This is a genomic window from Advenella incenata, assembly GCF_004217095.1.
GTDB lineage: Bacteria > Pseudomonadota > Gammaproteobacteria > Burkholderiales > Burkholderiaceae_B > Advenella > Advenella incenata.
In genome coordinates, this window is sequence record NZ_SHKO01000004.1 from 14305 (window position 1) to 35318 (window position 21014).

The window sequence follows — 21014 nt, forward strand, 5'->3', positions numbered from 1 at the left end:
AAACCGCTAGTGGGGCTGCTTGCCTCATGTTGCATTTATCGCGGTGGCAGCGCCGATGCGGCTATCGGCAGCCGCCTGCACCGGGTTGCCGCTGCGCCGTAGCGATTGCTGGTGAGAGCGGTGCTGACGCCATTCGATGATGGATTTGAGGATCAATGTCACGATGGCCAGCAGCGCCAGCACCGAGGCGCACACAAACGCGCCGGCGATATTGAATTCGTTATAGAGAATCTCCACGTGCAGGGGGATGGTATTGGTGACCCCTCGTATGTGTCCGGAAATAACGCTGACGGCGCCAAATTCGCCCATGGCCCGGGCGTTGGTGAGGATCACGCCGTACAGCAATCCCCATTTGATATTGGGCAACGTCACATGCCATAGCGTCTGCAGGCTGCCGGCGCCCAGCACCAATGCGGCCTGTTCTTCATCGGCGCCCTGGGCCTGCATCAGCGGAATGAGTTCGCGGGCAACAAAAGGGAAAGTGACAAAGGTGGTCGCCAGCACAATACCGGGGACGGCAAAAATAATTTTCAGATCATGCGCATCCAGCCATACGCCCAATGCAGTCTGGTTGCCAAAGAGCAGTAAATACATCAGACCGGCAACGACAGGCGACACTGAGAATGGCAGATCGATCAAAGTGATCAGAAAGCTCTTGCCGCGAAAATTGAAGCGGGCGATGGCCCATGCGGCGGCCACGCCGAAAATGACATTCAGTGGCACGGCAATGGCAGCCGTCAGTAGCGTCAGGGAAATGGCCGACAGGGCGTCCGATTCGCTCAAGGTGTCCCGGTAGAAGGCCCAGCCCCTGCTGAATGCTTCGGCAAATACCAATAACATGGGCAAGGCGATAAACAGCACAATGAAGACAAGTGCAATAGCCGTCAGCAGAATGCGTATCCAGGATTTTTCGGTCCGGCGAAAATGGGTGTTCATCTTGCAGCCTTCAGTTCATGCCGTTACGTTGATTATTCCAGCGCTGAACCAGATTGATCAGCAACAGGACCAGAAAGGAAATCATCAGCATAAGCACGGCCAACGCGGTCGCACCGGTGTAGTCCGATTGTTCCAGCTTGGCAGTAATCAGCAGCGGTGTGATTTCCGACACCATGGGAATATTGCCTGCGATAAAAATCACTGAGCCGTATTCTCCGGCAGCCCGGGCAAAGGCCATGGCGGCGCCAGTGAGCAGGGCCGGGGCAATGGCTGGGAAGATAACCTTGGCAAAGATTTGCCAGCGATTGGCGCCAAGGCAGGTGGCGGCATCTTCCAGTTCTGGCTCCAGATCCTCCAGTACCGGCTGGATGGTCCGGACAATAAACGGCAGGCTGATAAAGATCAGAGCAATGACAATACCGGTTGGCGTATAGGCAATCCGGATGCCCAGCGAGGCGAACAGGCTGCCCAGCAGGCCGTTGGGCGCATATAGGGTCGTTAGTGCAATGCCGGCTACAGCAGTGGGTAGAGCAAAGGGCAGGTCGATAAACGCATCGATGATCTTTTTTCCTGGGAAAGTGTATCTGACCAATACCCAGGCGGTGACCAGGCCGAAGACGATATTGATCAGAACCGCAATCAACGACGTGCCGAAGGTCACATATAGTGAGTGAATCACACGTTCGTTCAAAATGGTTTTTAGAAAGCCTTCGACCCCGGATTGGGCCGCCCAGCCAAACAGGACGGCAAACGGAATCAGCACAATCAGGCTGAGCCAGAAAAGGGTGATGCCCAGCGTTACTCCAAAGCCGGGCAATACCGAATATTGTTTTTTAAGCAGCGTCATTGCAGCACGTTAATAGAAAAAGACATTATTTCTTCAGATAGATCTGGTCGAAAATAGCGCCGTCGGCAAAATGTTTTTGGTTGGCTGCATCCCAGCCGCCCAGGTCAGCAATGGAGACGGTTTTCAGCGGCGGAAACAGCTTGCCTGCTTCTGCGGCCAGGCTCGGATCGGTGGGGCGGTAGAAATTTTTGATGGCGATGCGCTGCGCTTCGGGCGTATACAGGAAATTCAAATACGCGCTGGCCACTTCACGGGTGCCGCGCTTGTCGACCACCTTGTCGACAACGGCCACCGGCGGCTCGGCCAGTACCGACAGAGAAGGCACGACGATATCAAACTGCCCCTTGCCCAATTCCTTTTGGGCCAGAAAGGCCTCGTTTTCCCAGGCCAGCAGCACGTCACCGATCTGGCGCTGCACGAAAGTCAGGGTTGAGCCGCGTGCGCCCGAGTCCAGCACAGGCACGTGGCTGTACAGGTCTTTCAGGTATTGTTTCGCCGATTCTTCAGTACCCCCTGGCTGCGCCTTGGCCCAGGCATACGCTGCCAGATAGTTCCAGCGCGCGCCGCCCGATGTCTTGGGATTGGGGGTGATCACTTGCACGTCCGGTTTGATCAGGTCGCCCCAGTCGCGGATGCCCTTTGGGTTACCTTTGCGCACCAGAAACACAATCGTGGAGGTGAAGGGCGTGCTGTTGTGCGGGAATTTGGTCTCCCAGTCTGCGTTGATACGCTTGCTTTTGCGCGCGATATTGTTAATGTCGATTGCCAGCGCCAGGGTGACCACATCGGCATCCAGGCCGTTGTCAACGGAACGGGCCTGGGAGCCCGAGCCGCCGTGAGATTGCTTGATGGTCAGCTTGTCGCCGGTTTTCTCCTGCCATTGCTTGGCGAAAATGCCATCAATTTCCTGATACAGTTCGCGGGTGGGATCGTAAGAGACGTTCAGTAAGGTGAGGTCCTTGGCCTGCGCCGCAGACAAAAGGGCGGAGAGCGAGACGGCAGCAATTGAGACGCTGCGAATAAGGGTGGAAAGGGTAGTCATGTGCGGCCTGTGTCTGTCAAAATCGGAAGGAAGCAATAATGCAAGTGAGTTCAGTGTAGAGAAGCCGGCCGCCGACACGAACGATTAAATTCTGATAATGATATGCATCTGAACAATATAAAAGCGCGTTCGGTAAAGCTGCAGATATATACCTTTGCCCGCAAGATCTGCGCCACGCTTGGATTTATTTCGTTTGTGATCAGAAGAAAGGAATGAAAAAATAAAGCCCGCGATTGCGGGCTTGGAAAATCAGGTAATAAGTTTATAAACCAATGTACTAGTTGTCAGGGGCGCACGGACCTGGCCGTGCGCTATATCGCGTGCTATATGTCCAGCAACTCTTCGGGGTTTTTTTCACGATGCTGTTCGACGCTAACCTGGCCAATACGACGACCGTCCAGGGCCACGACCTTGAAGACGGTTTTGATCTGGCCATGTTCCAGTTCGAATACATCGCCCGGCTCGGCCAGCCGATCAAACTGTCGCAGCAGGTAGCCGGCAAGCGTGGCGGTTTCTTCGTTGTCGTCGTACAGTCCGTCGATGTTCAGGATCTGCTCCAGGTGACGCAGATCGGCGGCGCCATCGATCATCCAGCGTCCTTCGCCCAGCTCCACAATGTCGGGGGTTTCGTCTTCGTCCGGGAATTCACCGGCGATTGCTTCGAACACGTCCATCGGGGTAACCAGGCCTTCGATCGCGCCGAATTCGTCGGTGATTACGACCAACTGGCCACGACTTTCCTTGAGTGTTTGGATCAGCGTCAGGATGTTGATGGACTCGGGCACCACCAGCGGTTTGCGCAGTTTTTTGACATTGATCCGGCCTTCGGTAAGAATATCTGCAATCAGATCACGTGCCCGACCGACGCCGATTATTTCATCCAGCGCACCGCGGCAGATCGGAAAGAAGGTATGGGGCGTGTTGATGATTTCATCGCGGATCTTGTTGATGTCATCCTCTATGTTGATCCATGAAATATCCGCACGCGGCGTCATGATCGAATGGATGCTGCGGTCGGCAAGCGTAAGCACGCCGCTGACCATATACCGTTCTTCGTCTTCGAAAACAACGGGTTGTTCGGCTTCCTGGTTAGGGTTTTCCATATGCGCTTCATCGGGCGGGCGTTTGCCCAGCATGCGCAAAATCCCTTCGGCCGTACGCTCGCGCATGGGGCGGGTGGCTTCGGTGCGCTTGATGCTATGGCGCGCGATCTGGTTGAAGATTTCAATCATGACAGAGAAGCCGATGGCCGCATACAGATAGCCCTTGGGCACTTTGAAGCCGAAACCTTCGGCCAGCAGCGAGAAGCCGATCATAAGCAGGAAACCCAGGCACAGCACAACAACGGTCGGATGCTGGTTGACAAAGTTGGTCAAGGGCTTGGATGCAACCAGCATGACCGCCATGGCGATGATCACAGCGGCAAACATGACCGGCAGATGATCGACCATACCAACCGCGGTGATAATCGAGTCCAGGGAAAAGATGGCATCCAGGGCGATGATCTGTGTGACAATCACGCCAAAGCTGGCATAGACGCGCGGGCCGCTAGAGGCTCTGGTCTTGCCTTCAAGTCGCTCGTGCAATTCGAGGGTACCCTTGAATAGCAGAAAAAAACCACCGGAGATCAGGATCAGGTCCCGGCCCGAGAATGACAGCGCGTAAATGGAAAACAACGGCGCGGTCAGTTTGATCAGCCAGGACATGACCGACAGCAGCATGAGCCGCATGATCAGGGCCAGGGCAAGTCCGGTAATGCGAGCTTTGTCACGCTGCTTGGGGGGAAGTTTATCGACGAGAATGGCAATAAAGACAAGGTTGTCTATGCCCAGCACCAACTCCAGAACAATCAGTGTAATCAAGCCTACCCATATATTTGGGTCAAGCAACAGCTCCATCAAGGGACTCCAGTTATTTAGATCATCAAATAGTAGCAGATAAATCCTCGGGTTTTCAGGTCCTTGCGAGCGCAATAATTATTACATTTATGCACGCAGTGATTGACAGAATCCCCGCCAGTTAAGGTAAAGTGACTCTTTTTTGCGGAATGCTGCGTCCGATGGTCGCGCAGTGCAGTGCACAAATCAGGTACAGGAGTGTGAATGGACTGGGGTCAGGAATTAAAGGATAGTGCCTTCTGGCTTATACAGGCCTATGTGATTTCATTTGTCGCTATCGTGGCCACCGGGTGGCTGCTGACCCGCTATACCCACTGGGGGCGGCAATTCTGGAAGCTGGCCGGCGACTATTTCAATCCCCGGCGCTCAGTGCGTCCCATCGCGATGTTCAGCGTCATTCTGCTGCTCAGCCTGTCAGGCGTACGCGTCAGTGTGCTGTTTTCCAACTGGTACAACAGCATGTATACGGCGCTGCAAAAACTGGATGAGACCAGTTTCTGGATACAGATGGGCGTGTTTACCATTCTGGCCGGTATCCACATTATCCGCTCCCTGGTTACGTTCTATCTGCAGCAAGCCTTTACGATCAACTGGCGCGAATCGCTCAATGGCGTTTTCCTGAACAAATGGCTGTCGCACACCAGCTATTACCGTTCCCACTACCTCAGTACCCCGGCAGATAACCCGGATCAAAGGATTCAGCAGGATATCTCCAGCTTTGTGACGGTGTCGCTGGACCTGTGTCTGGGGGTGGTCAGTTCCCTGGTTTCGGCGGTTGCCTTTACCATTATCCTGTGGACCTTGTCCGGCGACATCACGCTGGCAGGGGTCACCATTCCGCGAGGCATGGTTTTTGCCCTGTTTATTTACATCCTGATCGCCACGGTATTTGCCTTCCGGATCGGCCGGCCCTTGATTCTGCTCAATTTCCTGGATGAAAAATTCAATGCGGACTATCGGTATTCCCTGGTCCGCGTGCGCGAATATGCCGAAAGTATCGCTTTTTACAAAGGCGAAAAAATCGAAATGGGCAAGCTGATGAGCCGTTTCAAGCAGATTATCAGCAATGTCTGGGCCATTGTGCATCGAAGCGTCAAGTTCCAGGGGTTCAACTTTTTTGTCTCGCAGACTGCGGTCATTTTTCCGTTTATTATTCAGGCGCCGCGTTTTTTCTCCGAGCAAATTACGCTGGGCGCCATGACCCAGAGTGCCCAGGCGTTTGGCACGCTGCATGACAATTTGTCGTTCTTCCGTAACGCGTACGATACCTTTGCCGGCTACAGGGCCACGTTGAATCGTCTGCACGGATTTCTCACCAATATTGAAAATGCCGACGCCTTGCCATTGCCCGATGTCCGGCAGGACGGCGACAAGGTTCTGCTTGAGGATGTGAGTATTCGCACGCCGCTGGGCCAGGAGCTGGTTAACGACCTGTCCCTGCGCGTGGAAAAAGGCCAGTCCTGGCTGCTGCAAGGCCCTTCCGGTTCGGGCAAGACAACCATACTGCGTGCCGTGGCCGGTCTGTGGCCATACTCCAGCGGCATGATCGTGCGTCCCGAGGACGATATTTTGTTCCTGTCGCAGAAGCCGTATGTGCCGGAAGGATCGCTGCTAGAGGCCCTTTATTACCCGCATGCGGTGCCGGCCGACGGCCTGGAAAAAGGGCAGCAGGCCCTGCTTGATGTTCACCTGGCTCATCTGCAATCGCGGATCGAGGAAACCGTCAGCTGGTCGCACACCTTGTCGCTGGGCGAGCAACAGCGGGTTGCCTTTGCCCGCTTGCTCCTGGCAGCGCCGTCTGCCGCCTTCATTGACGAGGCAACATCGGCAATGGACGAAGGCCTGGAAGACGCCATGTACCGTCTGGTTCACCAGCGCCTGCCAGATCTGAAACTGATCAGCGTCGGCCACCGCAGCACATTGATCCCGCAACACACGCATCTGTTGCATTTGAACGGTGACGGGACCTGGTACTCGCGCCCTATAGAGACGCCGCCGGCACCGGCGCAGGCCTGATTGCCGGGGAGATGATAATGGAACACGAACAGCCCGATATGCCCGACAACGCGAACAATACCCCAGCGGCGCAGCTGCGCGTGGACAACTGGGACGCGCTCAAAGACCACGCATCAACGGTGCGGCACGAAGTGTTCGTGATTGAACAACAGGTGCCGCCGGAACTGGAATTGGACGAGATGGATGCGCAATGCATTCATGCGGTCGCCTATGACGCGCAGCGCCGGCCGATAGCGACCGGACGGCTGTTGCCTGACGGCCATATCGGCCGCATGGCGGTGCGCAAGGTCGCAAGAGGCACGGGCATTGGTGGGCTGGTATTGCAACGCCTGATTCAGGCAGCGCGGGCGCGCGGCGATGCCGAGGTGGTGCTCAGCGCCCAGGTTCATGCCATGGGATTTTATGCGCGTTACGGATTCGTGGCCGAGGGTGATGTCTATATGGATGCCGGTATTGCCCATCGCACGATGAGCCTGCAACTGGCCTGACCGGGTTTTTTGACCGGCAGTGTGGCTACAAACTCAGCAATAGGCAAGGAACCGGGAGACTGCTCGCTTATGCACCCAGCATGGGGCTTAGCCATGACCACGGGCTGTGGGCGATAGCGGCGCCCATGATATAGATGAACGTGAGCACTGCAAGCACGGCAAACAGGACTTTTTGTCCGCGAGTGCGGGCCCGCTTGATCGCCATGGTGCCCAGGCCGATATAGAGCACCAGCCCGATCAGCTTGGCCACAATGAATGCCTGCATGCCGATGAAAGCCAGCAGATAGAGGCCACAGACCAACAATAGCGTGTCAATCACATGGGGCGCGATACGTACAAACGGCCGCGTCAGCAGCGCTGATCCCGAGATCGACCACCCGGCGCGCAAAATAAAAAACAGCAGACTCAGAATGGCGAGGGTCATGTGAGAATGTTTGACCATCAAATAACCGGACATACGGCAGCTTCCTGGTAAATACCTGACTTGCGGCAGATATATTGAGAGTAAAAGGTCGGCCTGGTGATCAATTGAGCGAACCCCAGGCTTTCCCGTGAATATGGCTGCGCCCATTTTACCTTGGATGAACGTAAATTCCGGTATAGTTGCAGCGCTGGCCTGTTCGTCTTCTATCCCGTCAGGCTGGTGTGACCGAACGGGGTAGCAGGTGCTCAAGGTAGCAGGTGTTCAACATGGAAGTAGAACTGGGCTGGAATGTTTTTCTCATTCTGTTTTTTGTGGCCATGCTGGCCGGTTTTGTGGATGCATTGGCCGGCGGCGGCGGGCTTATTGTCATTCCGGTCATGATGCTTATGGGCTTTCCGGTGCTCAATGTGCTGGCCACCAATAAACTGCAGGGTAGTGTCGGTACGCTTGCCTCATCACTGACCATGATGCGCCGCGGCGTCATCAATTTTCGTCAATTGCGCGTGCCCGCCCTGATGTCTTTTACGGGGGCGTGTCTGGGCACGGTGCTGATCCAGATGATCGATCCGAGTGTGCTCGACTTCCTGATTCCTCTTGTTCTGCTGGCCATTGGGCTGTATTTTCTGCTGACCCCCTCGGCGGGGCAGACCGAAAGGGCCGCACGCATCGGTTCCAAGCCCTTTGAGTTCGGCGTGGTGCCGGCCATTGGTTTTTATGACGGTTTTTTCGGGCCGGGCGCAGGTTCATTCTTTTCCCTGGCCAATATCACACTTCGCGGCATGCATATCGTCAAGGCGTCGGGGGCGGCACGCTTGTTCAACTTTGCCAGTAATGTCGCCTCGGTCGCGGTGTTTATTGTTGGCGGTCAGGTGCTGTGGCTCGTTGGCGCGGTCATGATCTGCGGCCAGATTATCGGATCGGTATCGGGCTCGGTGGTGGCGGTCAATCATGGGGCTCGCCTGATCCGACCGCTGATCGTGGTGGTTTGTTTTGCCATGGTTATTCGGTTTCTGCTGCAGCGGTTCTGGGGTTGAGCCAGCAGCAGGCAGGGGCGCCATGATTGTTTTGTCTTATCGGGCAGTGGCCTGTATTTGGACAAAGATGGCCGATTAATGTAATAGAATGGTGATAACCTAAAGCCCAGAGGCCCAGCGCGGGCCGGTGAGCAACTTATCCAATTTTAAAGAAATTACGCATGGCAACGAGAAAAAAATCAGCTAATACCCAGCAGTCGTCGCTGCCGCTGCCCGAACCCGGCCACGATTACGATCCGGATGTCCCTTCACGGGAAAATATACTCAGTTTGCTGCGTGGCGCAGACAAACCGCAACCCTTGCAGCAGCTTATCAATCACTTCAATCTGACCCGGCAGGGGGGCGTAGACGGCCTGGAAAAACGCCTGGCCGCCATGCAGCGTGACGGTCAACTGGACAATACGCCACTGGGCTGGCAGGTCACGGCAAAGCCCAAAGATTATGTGATTGGGCGTGTACAGGGACATCGCGATGGTTTTGGCTTTCTGATTCCTGAAGATGGCAGCCAGGATCTGTTCCTGTCTCCACGCGAAATGCTCAAGGTATTGCATGGCGACCGGGTACAGGTCAAACCCACCGGAGAATATCGCGGCAAGCCCGAAGGCACCATTGTTGAAGTGCTGGAACGCAGCACCAACCGGCTGGTAGGCCGTCTGCTGCAGGAGCAGGGCATATACGTGGTGGCGCCCGAAGACCAGCGCATTAAGCATGACATTCTGGTGCCCGCATCGGATGTAGGCGGCGCCCAGCATGGCCAGGTGGTCACGGTTGAAATCGTGCAACAGCCTACCCGCCATACTCAGCCGCTCGGACGCATTATCGAAGTGCTCGGAGAAATTGACGATCCGGGCATGGAAATTGAGATTGCGGTTCGCAAGTTTGATGTGCCTGTCGGCTTTTCCGAGGCGGCGCTGGCGCAGGCAGATGCACTGCCGGAAACCGTGATGCAGCGGGATCTGAATGGTCGCGTTGATCTGCGCGACGTGCCTTTTATTACGATTGACGGCGAGGACGCCCGCGACTTTGATGACGCGGTCTACTGCGAACCGGTCAATATCGGTACAGAACAACGGCGGCGCAAGGGATGGCGCCTGCTGGTGGCCATTGCCGATGTCAGTCATTATGTGCGTCCTGAAGACGCCATTGACACCGATGCACTGGCCCGCGGCACCAGCGTTTACTTTCCGCGGCGAGTTATCCCCATGCTGCCCGAGAAGCTGTCCAATGGACTCTGTTCGCTCAATCCGCAGGTAGATCGCCTGGTGCTGGTGTGCGATATGGTGATCCCGGCCACCGGCGCCAAGGCCGGCACGGTTGCTGCCTATCAATTCTATAATGCGGTCATCCATTCGCATGAACGCACTACTTATACTCAGATCTGGACAGCGCTGCAACAAATTGACGGGCCTACTGCCCGTGCTTTAAAACATGTGTTGCCGCATATCCAGGACTTGTATACGCTTTATCAACTGCTCGATGGCACCCGCAAGCAGCGCGGCGCGATGGATTTTGACACCATTGAAACCAAGATTATCAGCAACGAACTGGGCAAGATCGAGCAGATCGTCCCGCATGTGCGCAACGATGCACATAAGCTCATCGAAGAATGCATGCTGGCCGCCAATACCTGCGCGGCCGAGTTTGTCAAGGCCAACAAGCGCCTGAGTCTGTATCGTGTGCATGAAGGGCCGACACCGGAAAAACTGAAAAATCTGCGCGAGTATCTGCGCACGCTGGGCCTGTCCCTGGCCGGGGGCGACGAACCCAGCGGCAAGGATTACGCCGCGTTGCTCGACGCAGCACGGGCCCGCCCCGATTTTCAAATCATCCAGACTATGGCGCTGCGCTCCATGCAGCAGGCGATCTATAGTCCTGATGATGCCGGGCACTTCGGCCTGGCCTATCCCAGCTATACGCATTTTACGTCGCCGATCCGGCGCTACCCGGATCTGCTGACCCATCGTGTCATCAAGGCCATTTTGGCCAAGCGCGCTTATGTTCCGGAAACTGCCGGCGTGGCGTGGGTTGAAGGCGAGTCACGCCAGCAGCATGAACACGCTCTGTGGGAGAAGCTGGGGATTGTCCTGTCGGCTTACGAACGCCGGGCCGACGATGCCTCGCGCGATGTTGAAGCGTGGCTCAAATGCTGGTTCGTACGCGAGCATGTGGGTGAAGTATTCAGCGGCAAGGTCACCGGTGTCACCTCGTTTGGCCTGTTCATCACGCTCGATACGCTTTATGTCGAAGGGCTGGTGCACGTGTCAGAGTTGGGAACCGATTACTTCCAGTTCAATGAAAGCCTGAACGAATTGCGCGGCGAGCGCACGGGCAAGAAATACCGGCTGACAGACAGTGTGCAGGTGCAGGTGACACGCGTGGATCTGGAAGCGCGCCGCATCGAGTTTGCCCTGGTCAAAGGCATTACCTACGATTCTCTGCGCAAGGAAGCCCAGCGCCAGGATACACCGCCGCGACAACCCAAGCGGGCAGCCAAGCCCAAGCCGGCCGGCATCAAAAGCCGCGGACAGCAGGCGCTTGAGCGTCGGACCGCGGCAAAAAAAGCCGGCAAAAAGGCTGCACAGCCCGCCGGCAAGAAAGCATCCCGCCGTCGCTGATCAAGCACGATATCAGCGATCAGGCCATCAGGAGCCCGATGCGTGTATCCTCTCTGGATCAGCGCATCGGGTGGTAAATATATTGAGTTCAGGAACCTATTATGTCTAGCCGTCAGATACTGGCAGGATTTCATGCCGTGACTGCAAGAATGCGTCATGCAGCCGATTCCATCCGGGAAATTTATATAGAAGCGTCGCGCAGCGACAAACGCATGCAGAGCCTGGTTGACCTGGCCAAACAACACGAAATCAAGGTCATTCCCGTGTCGCCGGACCGGCTAGAAGGCCTGGCCAAAGGCGTGCGTCATCAGGGCGTGGTAGCGGTGGCGGATCCCAAACAGCTGGCAGTCAACGTCGACGATGTGCTCGATGTCATCACCGAGCCGGCGCATTTGCTGATTCTGGACGGCGTGACTGATCCGCACAATCTGGGCGCCTGTCTGCGTACTGCAGATGCGGCTGGCGTGCATGCGGTGATCGCACCGAAGGATCGGGCGGTCGGGCTGAACGCAACCGTGCAGCGGGTTGCCTGCGGCGCTGCCGATACCGTGCCCTATATCATGGTCACCAATCTGGCCAGAACGATGCGGGCGCTCAAGGACCGGGATATCTGGCTTGTCGGTACCGATGATGAGGCCTCCAGCGATATGCATGCGGTTGACGCCCGAAGCGCGGTGGCCTGGGTCATGGGCGCCGAGGGCGAGGGCCTGCGGAGACTGACACGGGAAACCTGTGACCAACTGGTCCGGATCCCGATGCTGGGGTCTGTCGAAAGCCTGAATGTAAGCGTTGCCAGTGCGGTGTGTCTGTTTGAGACTGTCCGTCAGAGAAAGTAATTTTTATCAGAGATGCAATATGAAGGAAAAACAGCTGACAACAACTGTGTTGCACGCCGATCGGCGTGATCGTATAGAGCATGGGGCCATTCATAAGCCCATCCATGTGTCGACCGAGTACGCCTATGCTGATGCGCGTGAACTGGCGGCGGTATTTCAGGGTAAGCCTGGATACACCTACGCCCGCCAGGGCACACCGACCACGGCGGCGCTTGAAAACAAAATTACCCTGCTGGAGCAGGGCAAAGGAACCGTCACTTTTGCCACTGGCATGGCTGCGCTAAGCGCTATCTTCCTGACGCTGCTGCGCAAGGGCGATCACCTTATTTCCAGCAGTTACATTTTCGGCAATACGAACAGCCTGCTGGGTACGTTGACGCAGTTCGGCATCGATATCACGTTTGTGGATCCGTCCGACGCGGCCAGCATCGGCTCGGCGATCCGGCCCGAAACCCGCATGGTGTTTGTTGAAACTATTGCCAATCCGGGAACCCAGATTGCCGATCTGGAGAATATTGGCTTGCTGTGTCGCGACCATAATTTGGTGTACGTCGTAGACAATACGCTGACATCGCCGTATCTGCTCAAGGGCCGCGATGTGCACGCGGCGCTGGTCATGAACTCGCTGTCAAAATATATTTGCGGCCATGGCAACGCCCTGGGCGGTTCCGTTACCAACACCGGGCTGTATGACTGGTCTACATATGCAAATATTTACGATGATTATAAAAAAGGCAGTTCTGACAGCTGGGGATTGACCCAGATTAAAAAGAAAGGGCTGCGTGATATGGGCGGGACCTTGTCAGCTGAGGCCGCGCATAAAATTGCAGTGGGCGCCGAAACGCTTGCCTTGCGTATGAATCAGGCTTGCTCCAATGCATTTGCGCTGGCCAGGTTTTTGCAATCCCATCCGGCAATTGCGAGCGTGCGTTATCCAGGGCTGGCCGATCACCCACAACATGAGTTGGCTACAAGGCTTTTTGGCGGCCGCTATGGCGCGCTACTGGGCGTAGAATTGATTGACGACATTGACTGTTTTGATTTTCTCAATGCGCTGGACGTTGTTATACTGGCAACGCATTTGGGCGATTCGCGGACCCTGTCGCTGCCGGTGGCGCATACCATTTATTATGAAATGGGTGCACAGCGGCGGGCGCAAATGGGGATCGGCGATAACCTGTTGCGAATCTCTGTGGGCATTGAAGATGAAGTTGATCTGATCAATGATTTTACTCAGGCGCTTGATCGCTGCATGGGGAAATAGACAAGGCAAAATTTGATTTTTGCACAGTGCCGGGGTGTATGAAAAAAAACACAATATTTCGTTTTTGATTGAAATTTGTTAAAAAGCTAATAAATATGCGGCTGTTGCCAGGTTTTTTTCTTGACAGCCATTCATTTAGAGGCGATTATATTCCGGATGAATTAACCATCATAATTTACTAACTTGGGGTTGTCTGAATGAACAAAACAGAACTCGTTGAATACATCGCTACCAAAGCAGATATCTCTAAAGCTGCTGCTGGCCGCTCTCTTGATGCCGTTATCGCTGCTGTTAAACAACAGCTGAAAAAAGGCGGTACCGTAACACTGGTTGGCTTCGGCACTTTTGCCGTTTCTACCCGCGCTGCTCGCACTGGCCGTAACCCACGCACTGGTGAAGCCATCAAAATCAAGAAAGCTAAAGTGCCTAAGTTCCGTCCAGGTAAAGCACTGAAAGACGCTGTCAACTAATTCAGCGTTGAGAGTGGGCCGCCGCTGCACAAGGCAGCGGGCTGGCCGCACACAAACAAAAAGCCGGTTGCTTGAAAAAGCAGTCGGCTTTTTGTTTGGTCGTTGTAGCGCCTTGTCGTTATTGGGCAAGCCAGATGTTTGAAACAATGTTTCGATTGCCGGATCGCCGTGCCCGATACCCATGTTCATATTGGCGTTTGCCGGAAAACGATTGTTTGCAAAGAAAAGTCTTTATTATTTTCGCCAGACTCAAGTATTATTTTGGCTAGCGTTAAGTTGTTGCATTGCCACGAGTCGGCCGTTGTCGATATCCGACATCTACAAATACTTAAATGGGGAACATTATGGCTGCAGGAAGCCTACTGGCGTTACTGGACGATATTGCAAGTGTGCTAGATGACGTGGCGCTGATGAGCAAGACCGCTGTCAAGGGATCGGCCGCGACATTCGACGATGTCGCCGTATTGGGCAAGACCGCCATGAAAAAAACGTCGGGCGTGTTGGGTGATGATCTGGCGCTGAATGCACAGCAGGTCACGGGAGTCAACCCTGATCGGGAACTGCCGGTTGTCTGGGCCGTGGCCAAAGGGTCGCTGCTCAATAAAGTGATTCTGGTGCCGGCTGCCTTGCTGATCAGCTATTTTGTTCCGTGGCTGATCCTGCCGCTGCTGATGCTCGGTGGTGCGTTCCTGTCATTCGAGGGAGCCGAGAAGGTCATTCATACGTTCTTTCACAAGGACAAAGAAAAGCAGGCAGGACAGGCGGTGCCGCAGGATGAAAAAACGAAAATCAGCGGAGCCGTCCGTACCGACTTCATTCTCTCTGCCGAAATTATCGTTATTTCGCTGGGCGTGGTGTCCAGTGAACCCATCATGACCCAGGTCATTATTCTGAGCGTGATTGCGCTGCTGATTACGGTCTTTGTCTATGGGCTGGTCGCCGGTATCGTCAAACTGGACGACCTTGGGCTGTACCTATCCGGTCTGCGCAGCAGTATCGCCCAAAAGGTGGGGCAGGGCATTCTCTGGCTTGCTCCCTATCTGATGAAATTGCTGTCCATTGTTGGAACCATTGCAATGTTCCTGGTTGGCGGCAGCATCATTTTGCACGGCATTCCCGGGGCCGAACATTGGCTCGAGTCGGTCTTGCCGTCAAATGGGGCCGGCATGCTGGGCGCTATCCTCACTTTACTGGTGCATTTTGTGATCGGCCTGATCGTGGGTCTGCTGATTGTTGCAGTAGTGTCACTTTTTCACAAAAAAGAGCATGCAGCGTAAAAAATGCTTGCATTGTCTTGGCGACCTCCTTATAATTTAATGCTTAGTTGATCGACGGGTGCTTAGCTCAGTTGGTAGAGCGGCGCCCTTACAAGGCGTAGGTCACAGGTTCGACCCCTGTAGCACCCACCAATCCGAAGGTCAATTACCAATACGAATTAAGGGTTTGCGAGTTTATCGTAAGCCCTTTTTTGTTTTGTGGCGTTGCTACATGACGTCGTTGTGCCGCCGCTACTACCAGAGGCATGTGGGGTGGAGTGTTCTGTGTGTTTTAGGAGAACGGCTTGGCCTACTATTACCGCCGCAACAGACGCTGCTCAGCACCGATAGCCATCGCGTGTGCCCAAGCCTATTTGGTGAACTTTTTTAAACTAAGAACACGTCCGCGCCCCGGCTGATAAAACGGTATAGAAACGGCTTGATCAGATCCATACGGCAACGCGGCGATCATAAATCCGGGCCATGAGTAAAAGTCATGAGTAAAGGCTATGAGACTTTCGCATCTTCTTGAGACGGTGTGCTCTGATGGTTTTTTCGCTTAACTTATTATCTCTTTTGCGCGCAGCAGGGCATGTTGCCCTGCGTTTCTGATCATCTGTTTCGCCTGCCCGGTCTTGCATCGGCCTTACCGTCCATCCCGGGCTGAGTGCAGGATCAACTGCCTCAGACTTGGTCGAACCAGCTTTTGAGCAGTTGCACCGATTCGGCGTCACCGCTTTGCGTATCGGGTCCCTGAATATCCATGACAGCATTCTGATCTACTGCGAACGATTGGTTGGCAATTTCTTCGGCACGGACCATAAACGCGTCACGGGCAGTGCCGGCTTTGGCGACAGCATCCAGGAAGGTGCTGAGCGATTCGCGGCCATGTTCATTCAACTTGTACATAGGTCAATCCTTCTGATAGGTGCAATAAGGTATATGCAGTCTAACATTAACCGGGATTGGATTAATCTGGTGTTACGTTCTTTTGCAGGACGGTCAGTAGCGAGGCGGCAACGTTCTTCAGATCGCGGTTCAGTGGTGTCACTTGCAGTTCGAAGCAGCCGGCCTTGCGCAGATGCCGGCGCAACTGTTGCAAAAATTCGATATCAAAGATGTAGGCACTGGAGCCCGGGCTGTACTGTACGGCGCAATCCTCAGGATTGACATAGCAGTTGCCGGTGGAGTCGATATGCGTGGCCTGATTGCTATCCACAATGATTTTGACAGCATTGCTGGCAGTGGATACGGAAGAGAATGGGGATGGGGCAGAAATACTCATTGAGCGCTCCTGTTTAGCTGGTTTGACCGAATGTCGGGGCAGCAAGTTGGACTAAATTCCCCCATACACGCCTTTGTTAGAAGGCGGTAATGAATTTATATTATTGCAGGCGGTATCCGGCTGTCAACCCATTGGGCTGCAATCGCTAAAATTTGTAGCGTACAAATGCAGGGATGATAACGGGTCACTGACAGGATAAGATAGAGTCTGACGGCTTCGCTTGCCCTGAACAAATCAGGCTTTGGCGCAGCGCCAGGCTGGCAGTCCCGGTCATTTTTTTCTTCTTTTGCGTTGTTGTGCTTCATGAAATTTATCCATACTTCCGACTGGCACCTGGGTCGATCACTCTGCAATCATCCGTTGCTGGATGACCAGGCCCATGTTCTGCGGCAAATTGCAGACTATGCCCAGCAGCATCAGGCAGATGCGCTGGTGATTGCTGGGGACGTATACGATCGTGCGGTCCCGCCTGCAGGCGCGGTGCGGCTGCTGAATGATTTTCTGAATCGCATGCATGAACTGAATATTCCAGTTGTGATTATTCCCGGGAACCATGATAGCGCCGACCGGCTGGGTTTTGCCGCGATTCCATTGAATACATCCGGTGTTCATATCATTGCCGATTACGAACAAATGCTGCAGCCGGTTATCGTCAAGACGCAAGCGGGGCTGCTGTATTTTCATGGCATTCCCTATACTGATCCGATACAGGCGCGAGTGTTTGCTCAGGAACCTATAGACAGCTATGAGCAGGCGCATCGGTATCTGATTGAGCGAATTGCCCGAAACAAACCTGCTCAGGGTGTTCATGTCCTGATCAGCCACTGCTTTCTGGCCGGCAGCCAGGAAAGCGAATCCGAACGTCCGCTGGCTGTCGGCGGTGCCGACCAGGTTCCCGCCGCGTTGTTCGAGGGTTTCTCCTACGTGGCGCTGGGCCATCTGCACGGGCCGCAGGCCTTTCGACAGGGGCGCATACGTTACAGCGGCTCACCGCTCAAGTACAGCTTTTCCGAAGAAAAACACAAAAAAGGCGTGTTGCTGGTTGATATCGATCAGGACGGCGTCGCCGCGGCGACGGCGTTGCCGCTGTATCCACTCCATGATGTGCGCACAATCGAAGGCAAGCTGGACGAGCTGGTTCGCGCTGCGCAGACCGATGCACACTGCGACGACTATCTGCTTGCCCGGCTAACCGATGATCACGCGATTCTTGATCCCATGGGAAAGCTGCGGGCGGTCTATCCGAATTTGCTGCAAATGGAAAAACCCCAGCTTTACCAGGACGATACTGCGCCGCTGATGTCTGCTGCCAGGCTACGGCGCGACGAGTTTTCCCTCTTCAGCGACTTTTTTGAACAGGTCAGCGGGCAGCCCATGACGCAGGCGCAACGCGCCGCCATGCAGGATGTAGTCGATAACGTATTGAAAAGGGAAGCATAAATGGTTCCTTTGTATTTGCATCTGCAGGCCTTCGGCCCATTTGCCGGTGAGCAGAAGCTCGATTTTACTCAGCTGGGTCCTAATCCGCTATTTCTGATCAACGGCCCGACCGGAGCCGGCAAAAGCACCTTGCTCGATGCCATCTGTTTTGCCCTGTACGGCGAGACCACGGGCGATGAGAAAGACCCCCGTTCGCTGCGTTCGGACCTGGCCGATCCGGCGACAGTGGCGCGCGTGGTGTTCGGCTTCCGGCTTGGGGGCAAGGTATATGAAATTCAGCGCCAGCCCGCGCAGCGGGTGCCCAAGACCCGAGGCAGCGGCCTGCGGGAGATTGGCACCGAAGGCGTCATGCTTGATCTGACCGATGCCACGCCCAAGGTGCTTGTTGCAAAAAAGGCCGGACAAATTACCGACTATGTAGAAAGCATTACGGGCTTGAAAGCAGAGCAGTTTCGCAAGGTGATGGTATTGCCGCAGGGCAAGTTTCGCGAACTGCTGCTGGAAACCTCGCTCAAGCGCGAAGCCCTGTTTGCGCAGTTGTTCCAGACCGACATCTTCCGGCAGATCGAACAGCAACTGCAGGAACGCGCCAAAGATATCCGCACCCGCCGCGAGGCCAATGAGCTGCAGATTGCCGGATTGCTTGAACAGGCCGATATTGCAGAGGAGAAGCAGCTTACCGTCGATATTGCGGAACTGACCGGCGCTGAAGCGCTGGCAAAATCCCGCCGCACCGACGCCGTCGATCTGCATATGCGCGCACAGCGCAAGATCGAAGAGGCCCGGCGGATACGCGCGCAGTTTGAGCAACGCGATGCGCTGGCCGCGCAACTGGCTCAGCTGGAGCAGCGCCAGGTCGCTGTTGCCGGGCAGGAAGGGGCGTTACGTCAGGCCCGGGCTGCGGCACAGTTGCGGCAATTGCATGACGGCGCCGATCAAATCAGTCAGCGTCTGACACAGACCCAGACGCGCCTGGCCGATAGCCAGTTGCGACTTGAGGCGCTCACTCAGCAACTGGCACAGGAGAAAGCGGACCTGGCAACCCATGCCGTCGCCTACGAACAGACCGCTGCACTCAATGTCGAACGCAGCCGCTTGCAGGCGCTCTTTCCTAAAGCGCAGGAGTGGCGCCGCCAGCAGCAGCGACTGGTTACGCTGAATGCAGATCTGACCCAGGCGCGCCTTGCGCTACAGGCCCAGACAGCAGAGCAGCAAGCCAGGCTTGAGCGTATGGCGAACATGAAGCATGAGCAAAAGGCATGGCAAGAGATGGTGGCGGCACTGCCAGACCAGAGCGTGGCGGTGGCGCACAACAAGGCGCGCCTGAGCGAGCGGCTGGCCTGTGACGCGCTCGCCGGGCGTGTGAAGGCGCTGCGCGACGAACAGGCTGCGGCGGCGAACGAGCAGGGTCTTCTGCAAGATGCCTTGCGGTCAGCGCAGCGCGAACAGGATCGCCTGGAACTGGCCTGGCATCAGAGTCAGGCCAGTCGGCTGGCCGCGCGCCTGCAGCAGGGGCTACCGTGCCCGGTATGTGGCAGTGTGTCTCATCCGGCACCAGCGCCTTCGGATGGACACCAGATCAGCGACCAGATGTTGCGCCAGGCCAGGCAGCACGTACAGGCGGCAGGCCAGCGACTTGCTGCTCACGAGGCCCGGATGACGCAACTGGCGCGTCAGTGCGACCAGGTGCAGACCGAACTGGATCAGCGCCGGCAAGCATTGGGACAGGATGCACACTCGGACCTGGCACAATTGCAAATCAGATTTGATGAGCAGGAAAAACAACTGCAGGCGAGCCAGACCGCGCGCCAAAAGCTGGAGGTTGGGCTGCAGCAGCTGGCGACGCTGGAACAGGACCAGCATACGCAGGAACAGACCGTGGCGCAGCTTCGCATCCAGCTTCAGACATTGAGCGTGACGCATGGCGGCCAGCAGGCGACGTTGCGCATGCTCGAGCAGGAATTGCCAGAGCACAGTCGCGCCGAAGACCAACTGCGTGTGCAGATTGACGGGTTGACGCGGCAAATTGAGGAGTTGACCCAGGCATGGCGTCAGGCCGAGAACGCGGTTCGACAGCGGCAGGATCAGATTCTGGGATTGCAGTCTACGATCGCTGCGCTGCGGGAACAACTGGCGCAGGACAAGCAGCTTCATATAGCCGCGATGCAGAAGTACGAAGACGCCTTGGCGCGCAGCGACTTTGCTGAAACCGGGAGTTGGCAGACTGCACAACGGGATGAGGCGCAATGTGCGGCGCTGCAAAGTGCAATAGACAGCTATTACGAAGCGCTGCATCAGACGCGGGGGCGATACGCCGAACTGGGCAAGGCGCTCGATGGTCTGGTTCAGCCCGATCTTGATCAATGTCTGCGCGAAGAACAGGCTGCCGCTACGGTGGCCCAGCAAGCCGAGCAGGCCTGGCAGCAGATCCGTGATCGCCTGTTGGCACTCACGACCTTGCAGGACAGGTTGGTAAAAATCAGAGCAAGTAGTGTGGCACTGGATGAAGAATATGCGGTGTACGGCACGCTCAGCGACGTTGCTTCCGGACGTCAGGGCAGCAAAGTCAGCCTGCAGCGTTTCGTGTTGAGTGTGCTGCTGGATGATGTGCTGATCGGCGCATCGCTGCGCCTGCGTAAAATGAGTCGCGGGCGCTATCAATTGATTCGCCGTGAGCAGGCCGGTCGTGGTGCCTCGGGCCTGGATCTGGATGTCATGGATGAGTACACCGGTCAGCAGCGCGCCGTTGCAACCCTGTCCGGCGGCGAATCTTTCATGGCTGCACTGGCGCTGGCCCTGGGCTTATCCGATGTGGTGCAAGCCTATGCCGGTGGTATCCGTCTTGATACCCTGTTTATTGACGAGGGATTCGGCAGTCTGGATGCCGAGTCGCTGGAGCTTGCCATACGAACGCTCATTGATCTGCAGGCAGCAGGCAGGACCATCGGCATTATCTCTCACGTCAGTGAGCTCAAAGAGCAGATGTCATTGCGTGTGGACGTTATTCCACATGTGTCGGGCAGCCGGATCCGCGTACAGGCGCCCGGGATTGTCGATACACAATTGTTGCACAGCAGCTGAACGGTCGTATCCGGCGATACTGCTCAGACCTGGGTGCGCAGCCGGTACGATACTACCCTCTATAGGCAGCAGGGGTCGGGCC

At 55.7% G+C, this 21014-nt stretch carries 18 protein-coding genes and 1 tRNA gene; 11 read left to right on the forward strand and 8 right to left on the reverse strand.

Annotated elements, in window-relative coordinates:
* Positions 1-24: 24 nt before the first annotated feature.
* From cysW to EV681_RS19035, 4 genes are all read right to left on the reverse strand, one after another.
* Positions 25-936 (reverse strand): sulfate ABC transporter permease subunit CysW, encoded by a 912-nt coding sequence (cysW, locus tag EV681_RS19020; RefSeq protein ID WP_130304876.1) that lies wholly within the window; start codon positions 934-936, stop codon positions 25-27.
* A 10-nt stretch (positions 937-946) separates the two neighbouring features.
* The gene (cysT, locus tag EV681_RS19025) at positions 947-1783 is read right to left on the reverse strand and encodes a sulfate ABC transporter permease subunit CysT (protein WP_128396795.1); all 837 of its coding nucleotides are present in this window, start codon (positions 1781-1783) and stop codon (positions 947-949) included.
* Between the two features lie 25 nt (positions 1784-1808).
* Positions 1809-2825, reverse strand: coding sequence for a sulfate ABC transporter substrate-binding protein (locus EV681_RS19030; protein WP_128396796.1), 1017 nt, complete (start codon positions 2823-2825; stop codon positions 1809-1811).
* Positions 2826-3148: 323 nt separating this feature from the next.
* Positions 3149-4723, reverse strand: coding sequence for a TerC family protein (locus EV681_RS19035; RefSeq protein ID WP_130304877.1), 1575 nt, complete (start codon positions 4721-4723; stop codon positions 3149-3151).
* Between the two features lie 204 nt (positions 4724-4927).
* On the opposite strand from EV681_RS19035, the gene EV681_RS19040 reads away from it, so the two are divergent.
* Together EV681_RS19040 and EV681_RS19045 are read left to right on the forward strand one after the other, a co-directional pair.
* Complete coding sequence (locus EV681_RS19040; protein WP_128396798.1) at positions 4928-6739, forward strand: ABC transporter ATP-binding protein/permease; 1812 nt, start codon at positions 4928-4930, stop codon at positions 6737-6739.
* Between the two features lie 17 nt (positions 6740-6756).
* Positions 6757-7227, forward strand: coding sequence for a GNAT family N-acetyltransferase (locus tag EV681_RS19045; protein WP_242612324.1), 471 nt, complete (start codon positions 6757-6759; stop codon positions 7225-7227).
* A gap of 67 nt (positions 7228-7294) precedes the next feature.
* Here the strand turns inward: EV681_RS19045 and EV681_RS19050 are convergent, their stop codons facing one another.
* On the reverse strand, positions 7295-7684 hold the full coding sequence (locus EV681_RS19050; RefSeq protein ID WP_130304878.1) for a SirB2 family protein: 390 nt from the start codon (positions 7682-7684) through the stop codon (positions 7295-7297).
* A gap of 233 nt (positions 7685-7917) precedes the next feature.
* On the opposite strand from EV681_RS19050, the gene EV681_RS19055 reads away from it, so the two are divergent.
* From EV681_RS19055 to EV681_RS19085, 7 genes are all read left to right on the forward strand, one after another.
* Positions 7918-8685, forward strand: coding sequence for a TSUP family transporter (locus tag EV681_RS19055; RefSeq protein WP_130304879.1), 768 nt, complete (start codon positions 7918-7920; stop codon positions 8683-8685).
* A gap of 161 nt (positions 8686-8846) precedes the next feature.
* Positions 8847-11300 carry a ribonuclease R gene (gene rnr / locus EV681_RS19060; RefSeq protein ID WP_128396801.1) on the forward strand — a complete coding sequence of 818 codons (2454 nt, stop codon included), beginning with the start codon at positions 8847-8849 and terminating at the stop codon, positions 11298-11300.
* 101 nt (positions 11301-11401) lie between these two features.
* A complete protein-coding gene (gene rlmB / locus EV681_RS19065; RefSeq protein WP_128396802.1) occupies positions 11402-12136 on the forward strand; it encodes a 23S rRNA (guanosine(2251)-2'-O)-methyltransferase RlmB in 735 nt (244 codons plus the stop codon).
* A gap of 19 nt (positions 12137-12155) precedes the next feature.
* Complete coding sequence (locus EV681_RS19070) at positions 12156-13400, forward strand: cystathionine gamma-synthase family protein (protein WP_128396803.1); 1245 nt, start codon at positions 12156-12158, stop codon at positions 13398-13400.
* Between the two features lie 197 nt (positions 13401-13597).
* Complete coding sequence (locus EV681_RS19075; protein WP_014751147.1) at positions 13598-13870, forward strand: HU family DNA-binding protein; 273 nt, start codon at positions 13598-13600, stop codon at positions 13868-13870.
* A gap of 344 nt (positions 13871-14214) precedes the next feature.
* On the forward strand, positions 14215-15147 hold the full coding sequence (locus EV681_RS19080; RefSeq protein ID WP_128396804.1) for a DUF808 domain-containing protein: 933 nt from the start codon (positions 14215-14217) through the stop codon (positions 15145-15147).
* 56 nt (positions 15148-15203) lie between these two features.
* Positions 15204-15279, forward strand: a tRNA-Val gene (locus EV681_RS19085).
* Between the two features lie 531 nt (positions 15280-15810).
* On the opposite strand, the gene EV681_RS19090 is transcribed toward EV681_RS19085, so the two are convergent.
* The 3 genes from EV681_RS19090 to EV681_RS19100 all read right to left on the reverse strand — a co-directional run bounded on the left by EV681_RS19090 (position 15811) and on the right by EV681_RS19100 (position 16716).
* On the reverse strand, positions 15811-16035 hold the full coding sequence (locus tag EV681_RS19090; RefSeq protein ID WP_128396805.1) for a hypothetical protein: 225 nt from the start codon (positions 16033-16035) through the stop codon (positions 15811-15813).
* A gap of 61 nt (positions 16036-16096) precedes the next feature.
* Positions 16097-16411, reverse strand: a complete 315-nt coding sequence (locus EV681_RS19095) for a hypothetical protein (protein ID WP_128396806.1) — start codon at positions 16409-16411, stop codon at positions 16097-16099.
* Positions 16412-16506: 95 nt separating this feature from the next.
* Entirely contained in the window at positions 16507-16716 is a 210-nt protein-coding gene (locus EV681_RS19100) for a hypothetical protein (protein WP_128396807.1), read from the reverse strand.
* On the opposite strand from EV681_RS19100, the gene EV681_RS19105 reads away from it, so the two are divergent.
* Both EV681_RS19105 and EV681_RS19110 read left to right on the forward strand, forming a co-directional pair.
* Complete coding sequence (locus tag EV681_RS19105) at positions 16715-17851, forward strand: exonuclease SbcCD subunit D (RefSeq protein ID WP_128396808.1); 1137 nt, start codon at positions 16715-16717, stop codon at positions 17849-17851. The two genes, EV681_RS19100 and EV681_RS19105, sit on opposite strands and share 2 nt — an antisense overlap.
* Entirely contained in the window at positions 17852-20932 is a 3081-nt protein-coding gene (locus EV681_RS19110) for an AAA family ATPase (RefSeq protein WP_130304880.1), read from the forward strand.
* Positions 20933-21014 lie beyond the last annotated feature (82 nt).